Source organism: Stenotrophomonas sp. INTA L402-1 (assembly GCF_059295135.1).
In genome coordinates this window covers 112776-129952 of record NZ_JCAFWP010000001.1, presented here as the reverse complement: position 1 = coordinate 129952, position 17177 = coordinate 112776, and the positions used below count along the sequence as shown (strand labels likewise).

Below are 17177 nucleotides of genomic sequence, written 5' to 3'. Positions count from 1 at the left end.
CGATCTACCGGTGTCTCAAGTCCCATTCATACACGCCGATACCGGAACCATGGATAGACTCAGCCTCATTGGACTCTTTCTCGCCCTGGCCTCGCTGGTCGGCGGCAGCATCCTCAAGGGCGCCGGCCTGGCGTCGTTGTGGTCGCCTGCGGCGTTCGTGATCGTCATCGTCGGCACCGTCGCCGCGATCCTGCTGCATACCTCGCCGGCGGTGTTCAAGCATGCCTTCAAGATCGTGCGCTGGGTCGTGCGCCCGCCGCACAGCGATCGCCGCGAACTGATCCAGCAGATCGTCGAGTGGAGCAACATCGCCCGCCGCCAGGGCCTGCTGGGCCTGGAATCGCAGGTGGAAGCACAGCAGGACCCGTTCCTGCGCAAGGGCCTGCAGCTGCTGGTGGACGGCGTCGAACCCGAATCGATGCGGCACATGCTGGAAATCGAACTGGGCAGCCAGGAACACCAGGACCAGGCCGGTGCCAAGGTCTTCGAAGCGATGGGCATCTATGCACCGACGCTGGGCATCATCGGTGCCGTGCTTGGCCTGATCGCGGTGATGAAGAACCTGGCCGACCCGAGCAAGCTCGGCCACGGCATCGCCGCAGCGTTCACCGCCACCATCTACGGCATCGCCTCGGCCAACCTGCTGTTCCTGCCGGTGGCCGCCAAGCTCAAGAGTGTGATCTCGCACAACACCCGCGACCGCGAAATGGTCATCGAAGGCCTGATCTCGATCGCCCAGGGCGAAAACCCGCGCAACATCGAAACCAACCTCTCCGGCTTCCTGCACTGACATGGCCCGCCGCAAGCACCACGAAGAGCACGCCAACCACGAAGCATGGGCGATCCCCTATGCCGACCTGATGACGCTGCTGCTCGCCTTCTTCGTGGTCATGTACGCGATTTCCTCGGTGAACGAAGGCAAGTACCGGATCATGGCCGACGCGCTGACCGATGCCTTCGGGGGCGCGCCGCGCACGATCAATCCGGTACAGGTGGGTAACAAGCAGGTGCAGGGTGGCGGCTGGGACAGCCCCTCGGTGATCAAGTCCGGCACCAAGATCGGGCCCTCGGCGCCTGCGCCGTCGCACGACCCGACCCTGCTGCCGTCGATGGCCTCGCAGATGCGTATGCCTGTTTCGGTGCACAACCAGGAGCAGATCGCGCGCGCCGAGCGCCAGCTCAACAGCATCGCCGACCGCCTGACCGCCGCGCTCGCGCCGCTGATCGACCGCGGCATGATCAGCGTGCGCCGCACCGAGCTGTGGATCGAAGTCGAGATCAACAGCGACATCCTGTTCCCCACCGGCTCGGCGGCGCTGGACGTGCATGCGCGGCAGACCCTGGCCAGCCTGGCCGAGGTCCTGCGCGACGTACCCAACAGCGTGCGCGTGGAAGGCCACACCGACAACGTACCGATCGCCACCGCCACCTTCCCGTCGAACTGGGAACTGTCGGCCGGGCGCGCGGCCAGCGTGGTGCACCTGTTCGCCGACCAGGGCGTGCAGCCGTCGCGGCTGGCCATGGTCGGCTACGGCCAGTTCCGCCCGCGCGAAGAGAACGACAGCGCGCAGGGCCGCAACCGCAACCGCCGGGTGATGGTCATCATCCTGGCCGACACCTCGCACTCGGTGGACCCACTCGGCCAGCGCCTGAACGCAGCCACCGGCGCCACCCGGAACACCGATACCGAACAAGCCGCGGCAACTCCGGCTACCGCCCCCACCTCCCCCATCGCACCGGTGAAGTTGCCGCCGGTGCCGGCTGGCAGCCGCGTCGGCGCCGCCGTTCCCCCGGCAATGAAGGAGTAATCCGATGCGCATCTGGGCAGTCGCCAACCAGAAGGGCGGAGTCGGCAAGACCACCACCACCCTCGCCCTCGGCCGCGGACTGGCCGCACTTGGCCATCGCGTGCTGCTGATCGACCTCGATCCGCATGCCTCGCTCAGCCGCGCGTTCGGCGTACCGGTAGACCCGCCGCCGGCTGGCGTGCTGGAGCTGTTCGGCGCCCCGCCCGCCGATCTTTCCAGCCTGTGCCATGCCAGCAGCATCCATGGCCTGGACTATGTCTGCGCACAGTCCGCGCTGGCCACGCTGGAACGCCGCAGCGCCAACCAGCCTGGCCTTGGCCTGGCGCTGCAGAATGCGCTTGCGCGCCATCAGGGCCAGCACGACTACATCCTGCTGGACTGCGCGCCCACCCTCGGCCTGTTGATGATCAATGCGCTGGCCGCAGCCGATCGCCTGATCATCCCCACCCAGGCCGAGCCGCTGGCCCTGCATGGCCTGGATGGCATGGTCCGCACCGGCGAGATGGTCGAACGCTCGCGCCGCCGCCCGCTGCCGATCTCGATCCTGCCTACCCTGTTCGACCGCCGCACCCGCGCCGGCAACGAGTCGCTGCGCACGATGCAGGATCGTCACGGCACCCGTGTGTGGGAAGACGCGATTCCGATCGACACCCGCATCAGCAACGCCGCCGGCCTGACCCTGCCGAGCGTTGGTGAGGATTACCCGGGCCGCGGCCTGGCCGCCTATCGCCGCGCGCTGAACTGGATCCTCGGCGAGGATGCCCGCGCCCTGGAGCAGGCCGCATGAACAGCACCGGTGTACTGGACGACTACCTGGACGAACTGCTGGGCGAAGCGATCGCCGTGGCACCACCGGCTGCACCGCCGCCGGCGAGCGACGAAGCGTGCCCAGCAATTGCAGCCGACGCCGAACGCGAGCCGACCTGGGATGACCTACCGGCCGAGGTGATCTACGAAACCGAGACCGTCGCCGCTGCGCCTGCCGTCGACAACGCCGCACTCGAAGCCGCCTTCGACGCGGCCGCAACGGCTGAGCGCGAACCCACCTGGGACGATCTGCCCGCCGAAGTGATCTACGAAACGGAGACTGTTGCTGCTGCCGCGGCAGAGGACGACGCAGCACTGGAGGCCGCCTTCGAGGCCGCCGCGATGCCTGTTGCCGCCCCCGAGCGCGAACCGACCTGGGATGACCTGCCTGACGAGGTGATCCACGAGACGGCCCCTGCTCCCGCCACCGCCAAGTCTGGCCCGGAACCTACATGGGACGACCTGCCGGACGAAGTGATCTACGAGACCGATCCGGCCGACAGCCATCGACTCGCCCACACCGACAGCCCCGGCCTGGAGGCCGCGTTCGAGGCCGCTGCCGGCGGCGAGGACGTTCCTGCGCCACCAGCGGCCGTGGTCGCAGCACCCGCTCCAGTTGCACGCACCGATGCCGCACCGCCCCCGCGCGTGGCCGTGGACGCGCCAACAGGCAACCGCCCGAGCAGCTGGCAGGAGCTGCAGGCACAGGCACATCGGCCCGCCAGCAGCCCGCATCCGCAGAACCGACGCGCCGGCGAGCGCACCTCGCGCTGGCTGCGCCTGCGCTGCGGCACCCAGGCCTATGCACTGGAACTGCTGAAGGTGCAGGAAGTGGTGCTGCCGGTGCCGCTGCTGCCGTTGCGCGGCACTGCGCCGGCCATGCTGGGCATCATGAACCTGCGTGGCCAGGTGGTACCGGTGATGGACCTCGGCCTGCACCTGGGCGCCGCGGCCGCCGAAGACGACTCACAGACCCGCATCGTGGTGCTGGAGGAAGACGGCGAGACCATCGGCCTGCGCGTGTCGGCAGTGGAAGATGTGGCCAACCTCACCGATTCGCAGATCGAACCGCCCGATACCGCGCGCATCTGCCAGATCTCCAACGACCTGTTCCGTGGCGTGGCCCGGGTCAGCCAGCGCCCGATGATCCTGCTGGATGCCACCCGGTTGTTGAGTTGAGCGGAAAAAGGGGACGGAGGGGATTAAGTCGCAATCGACCAGGCTCTCCCGCAGCCACCCTCGGCAACGGCGACCACGCAGTGGGGGACGTAAGGTGTTGATCCAACGGATCAACTCCTTGCGTCCCCGACAGGCACCGCATCGGCGCAAAGCGCCGAGCCAGTTGCGACTTAATCCCCTCCGTCCCCTTTTCCACAGCGACCGCATCGACGCACCGCGTCGATTCCCCTAAAGAACCCCACCGGGGTGCCGTTATGGATCACGGAACCGTTTGTCCGGAGCAACGATGAGCACTGTCGAACTGGGTGGGGATCTCGGCATCGAGAGCACCACCGAGCTCAAGAACCGCCTCGCCCCGCTGGTGGCGCAGGCAGGCGAGCTGACCCTGGATGCCAGCCAGGTCGCCCGCATCCACACGGCCGCCGTGCAGGTGCTGTGTGCGTTCGTGCAGGCCCGCCGCGAGGCAGGCCTGGGCACCGGCTTCCACGGTTGCACCGCAACCTTCCGTGACGCCGCGCGCCTGCTGGGCGTCACCCAGGCCCTGGGCCTGGACGTAACCCATGACAACCTGAAATCTGTGGAGAACGCTGCATGAGCGCACGTATCTTGGTGGTGGACGATTCGGCGTCAATGCGCCAGATGGTGTCCTTCGCCCTCACCTCGGCCGGTTTTGCCGTCGAAGAAGCTGAAGACGGCGCGGTCGCGCTCGGTCGCGCCAAGGGCCAGCGCTTCAATGCGGTGGTCACCGACGTCAACATGCCGAACATGGACGGCATCGCGCTGATCCGCGAACTGCGCCAGCTGCCGGACTACAAGTTCACGCCGCTGCTGATGCTGACCACCGAATCGGCCGCCGACAAGAAGTCCGAAGGCAAGGCCGCCGGTGCCACCGGCTGGCTGGTCAAGCCGTTCAATCCGGAACAGCTGGTCGCCACCGTGCAGAAAGTGCTGGGCTGATCGCCCGCCACCGCTCCCCCTCTTCGCTTCCGGACCACCACTGCCATGAGCATGGACCTGCAACGCTTCCACGCCACCTTCTTCGAGGAGAGCCGCGAAGGCCTCGACGCGATGGAGGCTGGCCTGCTGGCCCTGGAATCGGGGCAGCAGGACGCGGAGATCATCAATTCGGTGTTCCGCGCCGCCCACTCGATCAAGGGCGGCGCCGGCACCTTCGGCTTCGATGCGATCGCCGGCCTGACCCATGTGCTGGAAACGCTGCTCGATGAGCTGCGTGCCGGCAAGCGGGCGCTGGAAGGCCACGCCGTCGACGCCATGCTGTCCTCGGTGGACGTGCTGCGCGCCCTGCTGCGCGAAGCCGAACACGGCCAAGCCGCCGATCCCGCCGCAGTTGCTGCGGTGAAGGCGCGCCTGGAGGCGGTTCTTTCCGGGGAGGCCGCAGCGAGCGCCCCCGCGGCCGCCGCAGCCAAGGTGGACGATACGCCGGAAGCCTGGCAGATCGGTTTCACCCCGGCGCCATCGCTGTTCATGAGCGGCAACGACCCGCTGCGCATCATCCGCGAACTGGAACATCTCGGTTCGCTGCAGGTCGCCGCGCGCATGGAACGCCTGCCCGGCTTCGCCCAGCTCGACCCGCTGGAGGCCCACCTGGCGTGGGATCTCGGCCTGGTCGGCAAGGTGCCGCGCAGCAAGATCGAAGACACCTTCGCCTGGGTGCTGGACGACTGCGAACTGGACATCCGTCCGGCTGCGCCGCCGAGCCTGGCCACCGAGGCACCTGCCACACCCGCCCCTTCCACACCGGCTGCCGTTGTACCGGCGGCACCCGCCGCCGCTGCCAGCAGCGCTGGCGGCCAGGAAGCCGAAACCTCGATCCGGGTCAGCGTCGACAAGGTCGATGCACTGATCAACCTGGTCGGCGAACTGGTCATCACCCAGGCCATGCTCAAGCAGGTCTCGCACGCGCTGGACCCGGTCCACGCCGAGAGCCTGTTCGCCGGCCTGGACCAGCTTGAACGCAACACCCGCGACCTGCAGGAAGCGGTGATCGGCGTGCGCATGCTGCCGGTCGATGCGGTGTTCCGCCGCTTCCCGCGCCTGGTCCGCGACCTGTCCAGCCGCCTCGGCAAGCAGGTACGCCTGCGCACCGTCGGCGAAGGCACCGAACTGGACAAGGGCCTGATCGAAAAGATCGCCGATCCGCTGGTCCACCTGGTGCGCAACTCGATTGACCACGGTCTGGAAATGCCCGACGTGCGTCGCGGTGCGGGCAAGGACGAGACCGGCACGATCACCCTGGCAGCCTCGCACCAGGGCGGCCACATCGTCATCGAAGTCAGCGACGACGGCCGCGGCCTGGACCGTGCCAAGATCCTGGCCAAGGCCACCGAACGCGGTCTGGCGGTGCCGGACAACCCGACCGATTCGCAGGTCTGGGACCTGATTTTCCAGCCGGGTTTCTCCACTGCAGACGCGGTCACCGACCTGTCCGGCCGCGGCGTCGGCATGGACGTGGTCCGCCGCAACATCCAGGCACTGGGTGGCGAAGTGCAGATCGAAAGCGGCCTCGGCACCGGCACGCGCACGCTGATCCGCCTGCCGCTGACCCTGGCCATCCTCGATGGCATGACCGTGGCGGTGGCCGGCGAAACCCTGATCCTGCCGCTGGCCTATGTGCTGGAGGCACTGCAGCCGCAGCCCGAGGACATCCGCAGCATGGCCGGCGAAGGCCGCGTGCTGCGCGTGCGTGGCGAATACCTGCCGATCCTGTCGCTGAGCGAGTACTACGGCTACGGCAACCGAGCCCCGGGCAGCGAATCACTGGTGGTGGTGGTCGAAGGCGATGGCCAGAAGATTGCGCTGGAAGTGGACGAGCTGGTCGGTCAGCAGCAGGTGGTGGTGAAGAACATCGAGAACAACTACCGCCGCATCGGCGGGGTATCCGGTGCCACCATCCTTGGCGATGGCCGCGTGGCCCTGATCGTCGACATCGGCGGTCTGGTGCGTTCGCTGCGGATGCCGCAGGCCGCCTGATCCACGTTGCATGCGTGTACTGAGCCGCCGCCCTTCGGGGCGGCGGTTTTCGTTTGCGCGCACGGCCACGATCTGACCGCGCTCGCTTCGCCAGGCATACCGTGAACTCCGTCTGCACGAAGGTTTCGGGCGCAACCTTGCCATTCAAGCGAAAGCCCTGTCATGGCACCACTTTCGCGACGTCATCCCTACGCAACCGAATGTGATCTGCGTCCATAAAGTCCATCCGAACTGCGCCGCTATTTCGCTTTGACGGCCGTCACCGAACCCCCACCGGGCACCACCGTTCGCTCTGCAACCACCCCCAGCCGACGCAACGACGCCGGCGCCCTGCCCACCTGGAGCACCCTGCATGAAGTGGTTCCACGATCTGCCCATCGCCCGCAAGCTGGCCGTGGGGTTCACCCTCACCACCTTGATGACCGTCGTACTGGGCGCTTTCGCTCTGGTCCGCCTGTCCGAGGCCAACGCGCAGTTGAGCGCGATGGCCTCCAACGATATTCCGTCCGTGCAGTACCTCGGCGAAGTGCGCTCGCAGCTGGGTGAGTTCCGCACCTATGAGCTGGCCCAGCTGAGCATGCTGGACCAGCCCGAGAAGGTGGCCGACTACAACAAGCGCATGGACGACACCGCCGCCGTCGTGCGCGAACAGCTGGCCGCGTACGCCAAGCTGCCGGCCGGCGCCAAGGAGCGCGAGCTCTACCGCGCCGTGCAGGCCGACGTCGATGGCTACTTCACAGCCAATGCCAAGCTGCGCGAAGCGGCCACCGCCGGCGATGGCGTCGTCGCACGGCAGATCTCCGACGACCAGTCGCGCCCGCTGCGCCGCAAAGCCTTTGAAGACCTCAAGGCACTGGGCGCGTACAGCAGCTCGCTGATGCAGGACAAGATCAACAACGCCAACGCCACCCACCGCAACAGCATGCTGGCGATCATTGCCGTCGTAGTATTGCTGGTTGTGGTCGCCGCAACCCTGGCGGTGGTCATCTCGCGCGCCGTCACCGGCCCGCTCGGCAAGGCCCTGCACGCGATCCAGGCCGTTGCCCGTGGCGATCTCAGCGTCAGCACCCAGGCCACCAGCAAGGACGAAGCCGGCAAGATGCTGGCCGCCACCACCGAAATGACCGCGATGCTGCGCCGCTTCTCCGAGCAGACCCAGTTGATGGCGCAGATGCACGCCGGTCCGGACATCAGCCATCGCATTCCGGAAGACTTCCCGGGCGTCTACGGGCAGCTGGCCAGCGGCATCAACACGGTCATCTTCGAACATCTCGACGCGATCCGCGATGCCATCGACGTGCTCAACCAGTACGCCACCGGCAACCTCACCCCGGACGCACGCCGCCTGCCCGGCAGCCGCGCGATCCTGCACGAGTCGATGGATGCGGCCAAGGCCAGCCTGCTGGCCATCAACACGCAGATCCAGCAGCTGGCCAGTGCCGCCGCCGCAGGCGACTTCAGCCAGCGCGGTGATGCGCAGCGTTTCGATCACGATTTCCGCGTGATGATCGAGCAGCTCAACAGCATGATGCAGGTGGCCGACGGCAACCTCGGCCAGCTCTCGCAGCTGCTGCAGTCGATCGCCGCCGGCGACCTGACCGCGCGCATGGACGGCCAGTTCAACGGCGTGTTCGCACGCATGCGTGACGACGCCAACACCACCGTCGCGCAGCTGACGCAGATCGTCGGCCAGATCCAGGCCAGCGCCGGCAGCATCACCCTCGCCGCCGGCGAGATCGCCTCAGGCAACAGCGACCTGTCGCGCCGTACCGAGCAGCAGGCAGCCAATCTGGAAGAAACCGCCGCGTCGATGGAGGAACTGACCTCCACCGTGCGCCAGAACGCCGAGCACGCCCGCCAGGCCAACCAGCTCGCCATCGGCGCGCATGGCGTCGCCTCGCAGGGCGGTGAAGTGGTCGGCCAGGTGGTCACCACCATGTCGGCCATCGAAGCCTCGTCGAAGAAGATCGCCGAGATCATCTCGGTCATCGACGGCATCGCCTTCCAGACCAACATCCTGGCGTTGAATGCCGCAGTGGAAGCTGCCCGCGCAGGTGAACAGGGCCGTGGCTTCGCCGTGGTCGCCAGCGAAGTGCGCACCCTCGCCCAGCGCTCGGCCGCTGCCGCCAAGGAGATCAAGGGCCTGATTGATGATTCGGTCGGCAAGGTCGCCGAAGGCTCCAGCCTGGTGCACCAGGCCGGCAGCACCATGGGCGAGATCGTTGCCTCGGTGCAGCGCGTGACCGACATCATGGCCGAGATCTCCGCAGCGTCGCAGGAACAGAGTGCCGGCATCGAGCAGGTCAACCAGACCGTGGTGCAGATGGACGAAACCACCCAGCAGAATGCTGCGCTGGTGGAAGAAGCCACCGCTGCCGCACGTGCAATGGAAGACCAGGCCGTGCAGCTCGGTGAAGCCGTGGCCCGCTTCCGGCTGGCATCACAGGGCACGACGGCCATCCCGGCACGCCCACTGGCGGCACCGGTACCGCGCCAGGTCGCAGCCGCCGCACCGGCCGCAAAGCCGGTCCCGGCGCGTACGCTGCGCACGGCGACGGCCCAGCCGGCGCTGGCCGCAGACGGCGACTGGCAGGAGTTCTGATGTACCCGGGGTCGGATCCCTTTCCTTCGGGAAAGGGATCCGACCCCTGACGCATGGAAAGTGATGCAATTCTCACTTCATAATCGGGCACAGTGGCCGATATCCCCATCGAGCCTCGCGCCAACGCGTGCTGGCGCCCGCCCCTGACCGTAGATTCCATGTCCGACGGCAACGACACTGCAGTGCATGATGTCCACGCGGCTGATGCCGCTGACGAACGTTTCCTGGTCCGTAATCCGCGCCAGCTGCGGCAGCTGCTGCGATCGCTGATCGACCAGCGATCACTGATCAATGCGCATATCGACGGCCGCGACCGCTCGTTCCCAACCGCGCTGCTTGAGCTCGACGAGGACGACGACACCCTGCTGCTCGATGGCAGCCCGCAGGAGGCGTCCAACCGCGCCGCCGAACAGGCCGAGCATCTGCTGTGCTTTGCCCAGCTCGAACGCGTGCTGGTACGGTTCCGCCTGCAGGCACTGCAGCGTGTGGACAACGACGGCCACGTCGCCTTCCGTGCCCCTCTGCCGGACGAACTGGTCCATCTGCAGCGACGTGAGATGTACCGGCTGGAGACGCCAGTCACCGATTCGCCCCAGCTGCTGATCCCCGCCGGCGAGAGCCGTGCCGAAGCGCTGTCGATGCGGGTGGTGGACATCAGCGGCGGCGGCCTGGCGGTGGCCGTACCTACCGACTGCGCGGTGTTCAGCCTGCAGAAGCGCTACCCGGCGATGCTGTCGCTGCCCGACGGCCCCGACCTGGAGATCGAGCTGGTCGTCTGCAACCTGCTGCCGCAGCGCCAACCCAATGGTATCGAGATCAAGCGCGTGGGCATGCGCTTCGACATCCTGCCGCGTGGCGCCGACAGTGCCATCCAGCGCTACATCTTCCGCATCGACCGCCAGCGCAAGGCGCGCCGCAACGGCGAGCTGTAAGGCCTCCCGACCGGTAGTGCCGGCCGCTGGCCGGCAATGACCGTATCCACATTGTTGCCAGGTTGCCGGCCAGCGCCCGGCACTACCGCTTCCCGTGTAGATCCACGCCATGCGTGGATGCCCCCATCTTCCCCGGTAGATCCACGCCATGCGTGGATGCCTTCCCCCGGCACCTAAAGTCCCCCGACGAGGGGCCGATATCGAGCCTGACACCGGGACTTCCGGCAGAACCAGGACCCCTCGATGAACGACAAGACCAGCTCCGCCGCCAGCGCCGGTGGCGAATTCCTCAGCTTCACCCTCGGTGCCGAGCACTACGGTGTGGACATCCTCAAGGTCCAGGAAATCCGCGGCTATGACGCGGTCACCCGGGTCCCGGATGCACCGGACTACATCAAGGGCGTGATCAACCTGCGCGGCACCATCGTCCCGGTGATCGACCTGCGCCTGAAGCTGCGCCTGGACGATGCCCGCTACGACGCCTTCACCGTGATGATCGTGCTGAACGTCGACGACCGCGTGGTCGGCATCGTCGTCGACAGCGTCTCGGACGTGATCCCGCTGTCGGCCGAGCAGATCCGCCCGACCCCGGAATTCGGCGCCGCCGTCGATACCCGCTTCATCTCCGGCATCGGCACGCAGGACGACCGCATGCTGATCCTGCTCGACATCGAGACCCTGCTGGACAGCGCCGACATGGGCCAGGCCAGCGTCGTTGAAGACGCCGCTGCCTGATCGAACGGACCTGCTTCACGTTCTGGTCACAAAACCCTTCAGTTCCCTCCGGCAGTGCCGATAGGGGGACAGAAGCCGGTCGCGCAGAAGCGCGCAGAACCGGAACGACCATCACCATCCCCGGAGATACACCTCGATGAAGTCCCTGCTTGCGTTCGTTTCGGCCGCTGTCCTGGCCACCACTGCTTCCGCCGCGTTCGCCCAGTCGGCCGACATGATCCCGCCGGAACTGGCACCGCGCTCGGTCGGCAAGGACGGCATGGTCTGCGGCAAGGTCGAGAAGGCCCGCTACGCAGAGGGTTCCGAAGGCCAGCCGACCTTCCTGTACATGGGCGGCGCCTTCCCGCGCCACACCTTCTCGGCCCGCATCGCTGGCGAGAACCGCGGCAAGTTCTCCTTCCCGCTGGAAACCCTGGAAGGCAAGACCGTCTGCGTGATCGGCAAGATCCAGCGCGACGCCTCGCGCGCCGAAATCGAAGTCAGCTCGCCGGCCGGCCTGAAGCTGGCCAACATCAAGTAATCCGCTGTCCGTCGAACCACGCCGGACCTGGTGCCGGCGTGGTTTCTGCTGCAACCGGGCCCGATGCCCGGGCGCGTCTGCCTTAGGAGCTCGCAACGCCCATGCCGTGGATCAACAACCTGAAACTGATGCCGAAGCTGCTGCTGACCTTCGGTGTCCTCCTGCTGGTGATGCTGCTGCAGGGTATCGTCGCCTATCGCGGCCTGCACTCGCTGAACAACGTCACCACCGAGCTGGCGGGTTCTCGCATGGAGAGCATCCGCATGGCCGGCGAGATGCGCGGCATGCTGGGTGAATACCGCAACGCCGCCTACCAGCAGCTGATCCGCGCCAGTGACGACGTCAAGGCTGATGCACGCAAGCAGACCGTCGAGCTGCGTACCAGCATGGACAAGTCGATCAAGGACTATCCGAAGCTGGTCGACAACGCACAGCAGAAGAAGCTGTTCGACACCTTCGCCAAGGAGTGGAAGGATGCCCTGGCCTCCTATGACAGCGTCACCGAGATGCTGGAACTGGACCTGCCGGACGACGCCATCGATACCTTCGTCGGCGAGACCCGCACCAAGCACCGCAAGGCCGCGTCGGCGCTGGAAGCGCTGATCGCCGAAGACAACCGCCTCGCCCGCGCCTCGCGCGAAGAGGCCGAATCCACCTACTCCGCCTCGGCCGTGCTGACCGTGATCGCCCTGCTGGGCGGCGCCGCACTCGGCCTGGTGCTGGTCTGGCTGTTTGCCCGTGCTCTGGTCGGCAGCGTGCGCGGCGCCGTCTCGGTTGCCAACGATGTGGCCGGCGGCAAGCTCGATGGCCACATCGACGTCAGCCGCCAGGACGAAGTGGGCGAACTGATGCAGGCGATGCAGCGCATGCAGCGCGACCTGCGCGAGCGCACCGAAACCGACCAGGCCATCGCCCGCGAGAACCTGCGCATCCGCACCGCGCTGGACTACAGCTCCACCGGCGTGTACCTGACCGATACCAGCAACACCATCGTCTACACCAATCGCGCCCTGCAGCAGACCCTGAGCCAGTACCAGGACGACGTGCGCCGCGACCTGCCGGACTTCGACGCGCAGGCCTCGCTGATCGGCAAGCCGGTCACCGTGCTGGAGCATCGCGGCGAGATGGACCAGACCCTGCTGGGCAACCTGAAGGCACACGGCGTCGCCCGTCGCCCGATGCAGTACGGCGACGCCCAGTTCGCCCAGGTGGTCTCGACCATCCGCAATGAAGGCGGCGACACCGTCGGCTACGTGGTGGAATGGCGCGACCGCACCCAGGAAGCGCAGGTGGAAGCCGAAGTGGCCCGCGTGATCGCCCAGGCCGCTGCCGGCGACCTGTCCGGCCGCATCGATGCCACCGACAAGGAAGGCTTCTTCCTGCAGCTGGCCCAGCAGATCAACGGCCTGCTCGACGCCAACGCCGGCAGCATCGAACAGATCTCCGGCCTGCTCGCCGCGCTGTCGCAGGGTGACCTGACCGTGCGCATGCACGGCGATTACCAGGGCGTGTTCGCCCGTATGCGAGACGACGCCAACGCGACCGCCGCGCAGCTGAGCGAGATCGTCACCCGCATCAAGCAGTCCAGCCGCGCGATCAGCTCGGCCGCCGGCGAGATCGCCTCGGGCAACAGTGACCTGTCGCGCCGCACCGAGCAGCAGGCCGCCAACCTGGAAGAAACCGCCGCCTCGATGGAGGAGCTGACCTCCACCGTGCGCCAGAACGCCGAGCATGCCCGCCAGGCCAACCAGCTCGCCATCGGCGCGCATGGCGTCGCCTCGCAGGGCGGTGAAGTGGTCGGCCAGGTGGTCACCACCATGTCGGCCATCGAAGCCTCGTCGAAGAAGATCGCCGAGATCATCTCGGTCATCGACGGCATCGCCTTCCAGACCAACATCCTGGCACTGAATGCCGCGGTTGAGGCCGCGCGTGCCGGTGAACAGGGCCGTGGCTTCGCCGTGGTCGCCAGCGAAGTGCGTACCCTAGCCCAGCGCTCGGCCGCTGCCGCGAAGGAGATCAAGGGCCTGATCGACGACTCCGTCGGCAAGGTCAACGACGGCTCGGCGCTGGTGCACAAGGCCGGCGCGACCATGGGCGAGATCGTCGCCTCAGTGCAGCGCGTGACTGACATCATGGCCGAGATCTCCGCAGCGTCGCAGGAACAGAGTGCCGGCATCGAGCAGGTCAACCAGACCGTGGTGCAGATGGACGAAACCACCCAGCAGAACGCCGCGCTGGTGGAAGAAGCCACCGCCGCCGCACGCGCAATGGAAGAACAGGCCGGTCACCTCAGCGAGGCCGTGTCGATCTTCGTGGTGGATGAAGCCGAGACCGTGGTTGCCCCGCGCATCGCCGCTGCCCCGGTCCCGCGCGCTGCCGCACCGGCCGCACCGGCCCCGGTCGCCCCGCCGGCCCGCCGCACCGCCGGTGGTCGCCCCATGGCCACCGAACTGGCTGATGGAGACTGGCAGGAGTTCTGATGCCTGCCTGACCTGATGTACGAGAACGCCCTGGCCCTGCGCTGGGGCGTTTTCGTTTACGGGGTATCTGGATATCCAGCCAACGGCGATGCCCCTCGGGGTGGTCGCGGTAGGCGCGTGGCTACTGAGGGTTGGCCGGGAGGGTGGGCTGCGCAGGGGCCGCTGCAAGTACGTCCATGTAAGCTCGGTCGCCGCATCCATGCGGCTCACGCCCCTGCGCAGCCCACCCTCCCGGCCACGGACAGTTTCCGTGCGCGTCCACCCCGGATTGAAGAAAGAAGAGCAAGAGCAACAGCACCGCTTCCGGGTTCAGATTCGCTTTCCGCAGGAAAACGGATCTGCCCCCTCTTCCCACTTGGAAACCCAACGCTCTTGCCGTCCGTCACAGGAATGCCGAGAGGGCTGGGTCGGGGTGGGCTGGCGGGACCGTTGGCGCCATGGATGGCGCCATCGAGCCCCCAAGGGTGAGGGCGCTTTGCTTGCGAAGCACTGCTTCGCAAGCGCCCGAACGCCCAGCCGCCAGCGGCTGGGCCGGACCGCGGAGCGGGGTTTACGGCGTGTCCCGCCAGCCCACCCCGATCCAGCCACCCACTGAAAATTCAGAGCCGACCAACCGCCGTTGCTGTTGCTGTTGCTGTTGCTGTTGCTGTTGCTGTTGCTGTTGCTTCAAAAGCCTGCCGCAGGCAGCGCCGCAGCCGCCGCTGCAAGGAAACCTGAATACGTTCGGACACCGCACCTCAATCCCCCGCCCGCGCGGCCGATAACGGGGTTGTCACCGCTTGTCCCGCTGTGACCGGCACGGCGCCGCCCGCCCGCTTCGACCTGGTCCTGCTCGATGAATCTCATGCATCGCTGGCAACACTACTTCAGCAACCTCTCCGTCCGGCGCAAGCTCAACCTGCTGACGCTGCTCATCGCGCTTGGCGTGATCGCGCTCTCGGTGATCGCCGCCCGCATGCAGTACCTCGACCTGACCGAGACCCGCAAGACTGCGCTGAAGACCCAGGTCGAACTCAGCTACGGCATCCTCCAGCACTACCATCGCCTGGCCGGTACCGGCGAGCTCAGCGAGGACGCTGCCAAGGCCGCCGCCCTGCAGGCGCTGGAAGTGATGCGCGCCGATAACGATGCCTACTACTTCAACATCTACGACACCGGCTACCGCCTGCTGATGCACCCGTTCCGCAAGGACCTGGTCGGCAAGGACATGAAGGACTTCCGCACCGACGACGGCGTGCGCATCTACTACGACCAGGTGGAAGCAGCCAAGGCCGGTGGCGGCTTCGTCAACTACCGCTGGGCCAAGCCCGGCAGCAAGGGCGAGGTCGAGAAGGTGGCTTACGCCGGCCTGTTCGCGCCCTGGAACTGGGTGGTCAGCAGTGGCGTCTACATGGACGACGTGCAGAAGCAGGCACTGGTGTTCACCGCCATCATGGCCGTCTCCGGTGGCGTGCTGGTACTGATCGTGCTGGCCCTGAGCTGGCTCATCGGCAACCGCATCGCCGTACCGCTGAAGCAGGCAACGGCCGTCGCCGAGGGTATCGCCCGCGGCAAGCTGGACAGCCACATCGGCCCGCAGCCGCATGACGAGACCGGCCGCCTGCTGGACGCCATGTCCGGCATGCAGCAGCAGCTGCACGCGGTGATCAGCGGCCAGCGCGAGATGGCGCGTCGCCACGACGGCGGCGAACTGAGCTACCGCATCGATGCCAGCGCCTTCCCCGGCGAGTACGGGCTGATGGTGCAGGAAACCAATGCTCTGGTCGGCGGCCACGTGCAGACCCTGCACGATGTGCTGGACGTGGTGCAGCAGTACGCGGTGGGCGATCTGAGCCGCGACGTCGCGCGCTACCCCGGCGAGAAGGCCGCGATGACCACCACCGTCGACACGGTCAAGGCCAACCTCGGCCGCATCAACGCCGAGATCAAGCAGCTGGCCAGTGCCGCCGCCGCAGGCGACTTCAGCCGCCGTGGCGACGCGCAGCGCTTCGATCACGATTTCCGCCTGATGCTGGAAAACCTCAACGCGATGATGGCGGTCAGCGATGACAACCTCGGCAAGCTCTCGAAGCTGCTGTCGGCCATCGCCGAAGGCGACCTGACCGCGCGCATGCACGGGGACTACCAGGGCGTGTTCGCACGCATGCGGGACGACGCCAACACCACCGTCACCCAGCTGACCCAGATCGTCGGCCAGATCCAGGCCAGCGCGTCCAGCATCACCCTCGCCGCCGGCGAGATCGCCTCGGGCAACAGTGACCTGTCGCGCCGTACCGAGCAGCAGGCCGCCAATCTGGAAGAAACCGCCGCGTCGATGGAGGAACTGACCTCCACCGTGCGCCAGAACGCCGAGCACGCCCGCCAGGCCAATCAGCTGGCGATCGGCGCGCAGGGTGTTGCTTCTCAAGGCGGCAGCGTGGTCGGCCAGGTGGTCACCACCATGTCGGCCATCGAAGCCTCGTCGAAGAAGATCGCCGAGATCATCTCGGTCATCGACGGCATCGCCTTCCAGACCAACATCCTGGCGCTGAACGCCGCAGTGGAAGCCGCACGTGCCGGCGAACAGGGCCGCGGCTTCGCCGTGGTCGCCAGCGAAGTGCGTACCCTCGCCCAGCGCTCGGCCGCCGCGGCCAAGGAGATCAAGGGCCTGATCGATGATTCGGTCGGCAAGGTCGCCGAAGGCTCCAGCCTGGTGCACCAGGCCGGCAGCACCATGGGCGAGATCGTCGCCTCGGTGCAGCGCGTGACCGACATCATGGCCGAGATCTCCGCCGCCTCGCAGGAGCAGTCGGCCGGCATCGAGCAGGTCAACCAGACCGTGGTGCAGATGGACGAAACCACCCAGCAGAATGCTGCGCTGGTGGAAGAAGCCACCGCCGCCGCACGTGCGATGGAAGAACAGGCTGGCCAGCTGGCCGACGCCGTGGCGATCTTCCGCCTGGACAACCAGGTCTCGGCCGCGATGAAGGCAGTGGCCGCGCGTGTCGAGCCGGTGCATGTTGCCGCCGCCGTGGCGCGTCCGCGGCCGGCTCCGACGCCAGTACCGGTACGCCGCACCGGCAGCAACGCCAGCACCTTCGTCGCCAGCGACAGCGACTGGCAGGAATTCTGAGACCCACCCGC

Annotated in this window: 13 protein-coding genes; all 13 read left to right on the top strand. The window is 67.1% G+C overall.

The window, feature by feature from the left end:
- Positions 1-49 precede the first annotated feature (49 nt).
- The 13 genes from AC5O77_RS00520 (at position 50) to AC5O77_RS00460 (ending at position 17166) form a co-directional block, all read left to right on the top strand.
- Complete coding sequence (locus AC5O77_RS00520; RefSeq protein ID WP_010482457.1) at positions 50-790, top strand: flagellar motor protein; 741 nt, start codon at positions 50-52, stop codon at positions 788-790.
- Between the two features lies 1 nt (position 791).
- Positions 792-1808, top strand: a complete 1017-nt coding sequence (motD, locus tag AC5O77_RS00515) for a flagellar motor protein MotD (RefSeq protein ID WP_032129222.1) — start codon at positions 792-794, stop codon at positions 1806-1808.
- A 4-nt stretch (positions 1809-1812) separates the two neighbouring features.
- Positions 1813-2595, top strand: coding sequence for a ParA family protein (locus AC5O77_RS00510; protein ID WP_005413243.1), 783 nt, complete (start codon positions 1813-1815; stop codon positions 2593-2595).
- A complete protein-coding gene (locus AC5O77_RS00505; protein ID WP_494506311.1) occupies positions 2592-3794 on the top strand; it encodes a chemotaxis protein CheW in 1203 nt (400 codons plus the stop codon). Before AC5O77_RS00510 ends, AC5O77_RS00505 begins: the two co-directional genes overlap by 4 nt.
- Positions 3795-4080: 286 nt before the next feature.
- Entirely contained in the window at positions 4081-4389 is a 309-nt protein-coding gene (locus AC5O77_RS00500; protein ID WP_014037092.1) for an STAS domain-containing protein, read from the top strand.
- Entirely contained in the window at positions 4386-4751 is a 366-nt protein-coding gene (locus AC5O77_RS00495) for a response regulator (protein WP_005409521.1), read from the top strand. The genes AC5O77_RS00500 and AC5O77_RS00495 overlap by 4 nt, the downstream gene beginning before the upstream one ends.
- A gap of 45 nt (positions 4752-4796) precedes the next feature.
- On the top strand, positions 4797-6785 hold the full coding sequence (locus AC5O77_RS00490) for a chemotaxis protein CheA (RefSeq protein WP_478057277.1): 1989 nt from the start codon (positions 4797-4799) through the stop codon (positions 6783-6785).
- Positions 6786-7137: 352 nt separating this feature from the next.
- Positions 7138-9387 (top strand): methyl-accepting chemotaxis protein, encoded by a 2250-nt coding sequence (locus AC5O77_RS00485; RefSeq protein ID WP_494506310.1) that lies wholly within the window; start codon positions 7138-7140, stop codon positions 9385-9387.
- A gap of 158 nt (positions 9388-9545) precedes the next feature.
- The gene (locus AC5O77_RS00480; RefSeq protein ID WP_478058892.1) at positions 9546-10319 is read left to right on the top strand and encodes a flagellar brake protein; all 774 of its coding nucleotides are present in this window, start codon (positions 9546-9548) and stop codon (positions 10317-10319) included.
- Between the two features lie 243 nt (positions 10320-10562).
- On the top strand, positions 10563-11054 hold the full coding sequence (locus tag AC5O77_RS00475; RefSeq protein WP_049401162.1) for a chemotaxis protein CheW: 492 nt from the start codon (positions 10563-10565) through the stop codon (positions 11052-11054).
- A gap of 136 nt (positions 11055-11190) precedes the next feature.
- Entirely contained in the window at positions 11191-11574 is a 384-nt protein-coding gene (locus AC5O77_RS00470; RefSeq protein WP_010482470.1) for a hypothetical protein, read from the top strand.
- A gap of 101 nt (positions 11575-11675) precedes the next feature.
- Positions 11676-14054 carry a methyl-accepting chemotaxis protein gene (locus AC5O77_RS00465; RefSeq protein WP_180847596.1) on the top strand — a complete coding sequence of 793 codons (2379 nt, stop codon included), beginning with the start codon at positions 11676-11678 and terminating at the stop codon, positions 14052-14054.
- A gap of 835 nt (positions 14055-14889) precedes the next feature.
- Positions 14890-17166: a methyl-accepting chemotaxis protein gene (locus AC5O77_RS00460; RefSeq protein ID WP_478057270.1), complete on the top strand. Its 2277-nt coding sequence runs from the start codon at positions 14890-14892 to the stop codon at positions 17164-17166.
- Positions 17167-17177: the final 11 nt, after the last annotated feature.

What these genes read in the sequence shown, in the direction of transcription:
- AC5O77_RS00520 (WP_010482457.1), top strand. Translation starts at nt 50, where the DNA reads ATGGATAGACTCAGCCTCATTGGACTCTTTCTCGCCCTGGCCTCGCTG.
- motD (WP_032129222.1), top strand. Translation starts at nt 792, where the DNA reads ATGGCCCGCCGCAAGCACCACGAAGAGCACGCCAACCACGAAGCATGG.
- AC5O77_RS00510 (WP_005413243.1), top strand. Translation starts at nt 1,813, where the DNA reads ATGCGCATCTGGGCAGTCGCCAACCAGAAGGGCGGAGTCGGCAAGACC.
- AC5O77_RS00505 (WP_494506311.1), top strand. Translation starts at nt 2,592, where the DNA reads ATGAACAGCACCGGTGTACTGGACGACTACCTGGACGAACTGCTGGGC.
- AC5O77_RS00500 (WP_014037092.1), top strand. Translation starts at nt 4,081, where the DNA reads ATGAGCACTGTCGAACTGGGTGGGGATCTCGGCATCGAGAGCACCACC.
- AC5O77_RS00495 (WP_005409521.1), top strand. Translation starts at nt 4,386, where the DNA reads ATGAGCGCACGTATCTTGGTGGTGGACGATTCGGCGTCAATGCGCCAG.
- AC5O77_RS00490 (WP_478057277.1), top strand. Translation starts at nt 4,797, where the DNA reads ATGAGCATGGACCTGCAACGCTTCCACGCCACCTTCTTCGAGGAGAGC.
- AC5O77_RS00485 (WP_494506310.1), top strand. Translation starts at nt 7,138, where the DNA reads ATGAAGTGGTTCCACGATCTGCCCATCGCCCGCAAGCTGGCCGTGGGG.
- AC5O77_RS00480 (WP_478058892.1), top strand. Translation starts at nt 9,546, where the DNA reads ATGTCCGACGGCAACGACACTGCAGTGCATGATGTCCACGCGGCTGAT.
- AC5O77_RS00475 (WP_049401162.1), top strand. Translation starts at nt 10,563, where the DNA reads ATGAACGACAAGACCAGCTCCGCCGCCAGCGCCGGTGGCGAATTCCTC.
- AC5O77_RS00470 (WP_010482470.1), top strand. Translation starts at nt 11,191, where the DNA reads ATGAAGTCCCTGCTTGCGTTCGTTTCGGCCGCTGTCCTGGCCACCACT.
- AC5O77_RS00465 (WP_180847596.1), top strand. Translation starts at nt 11,676, where the DNA reads ATGCCGTGGATCAACAACCTGAAACTGATGCCGAAGCTGCTGCTGACC.
- AC5O77_RS00460 (WP_478057270.1), top strand. Translation starts at nt 14,890, where the DNA reads ATGAATCTCATGCATCGCTGGCAACACTACTTCAGCAACCTCTCCGTC.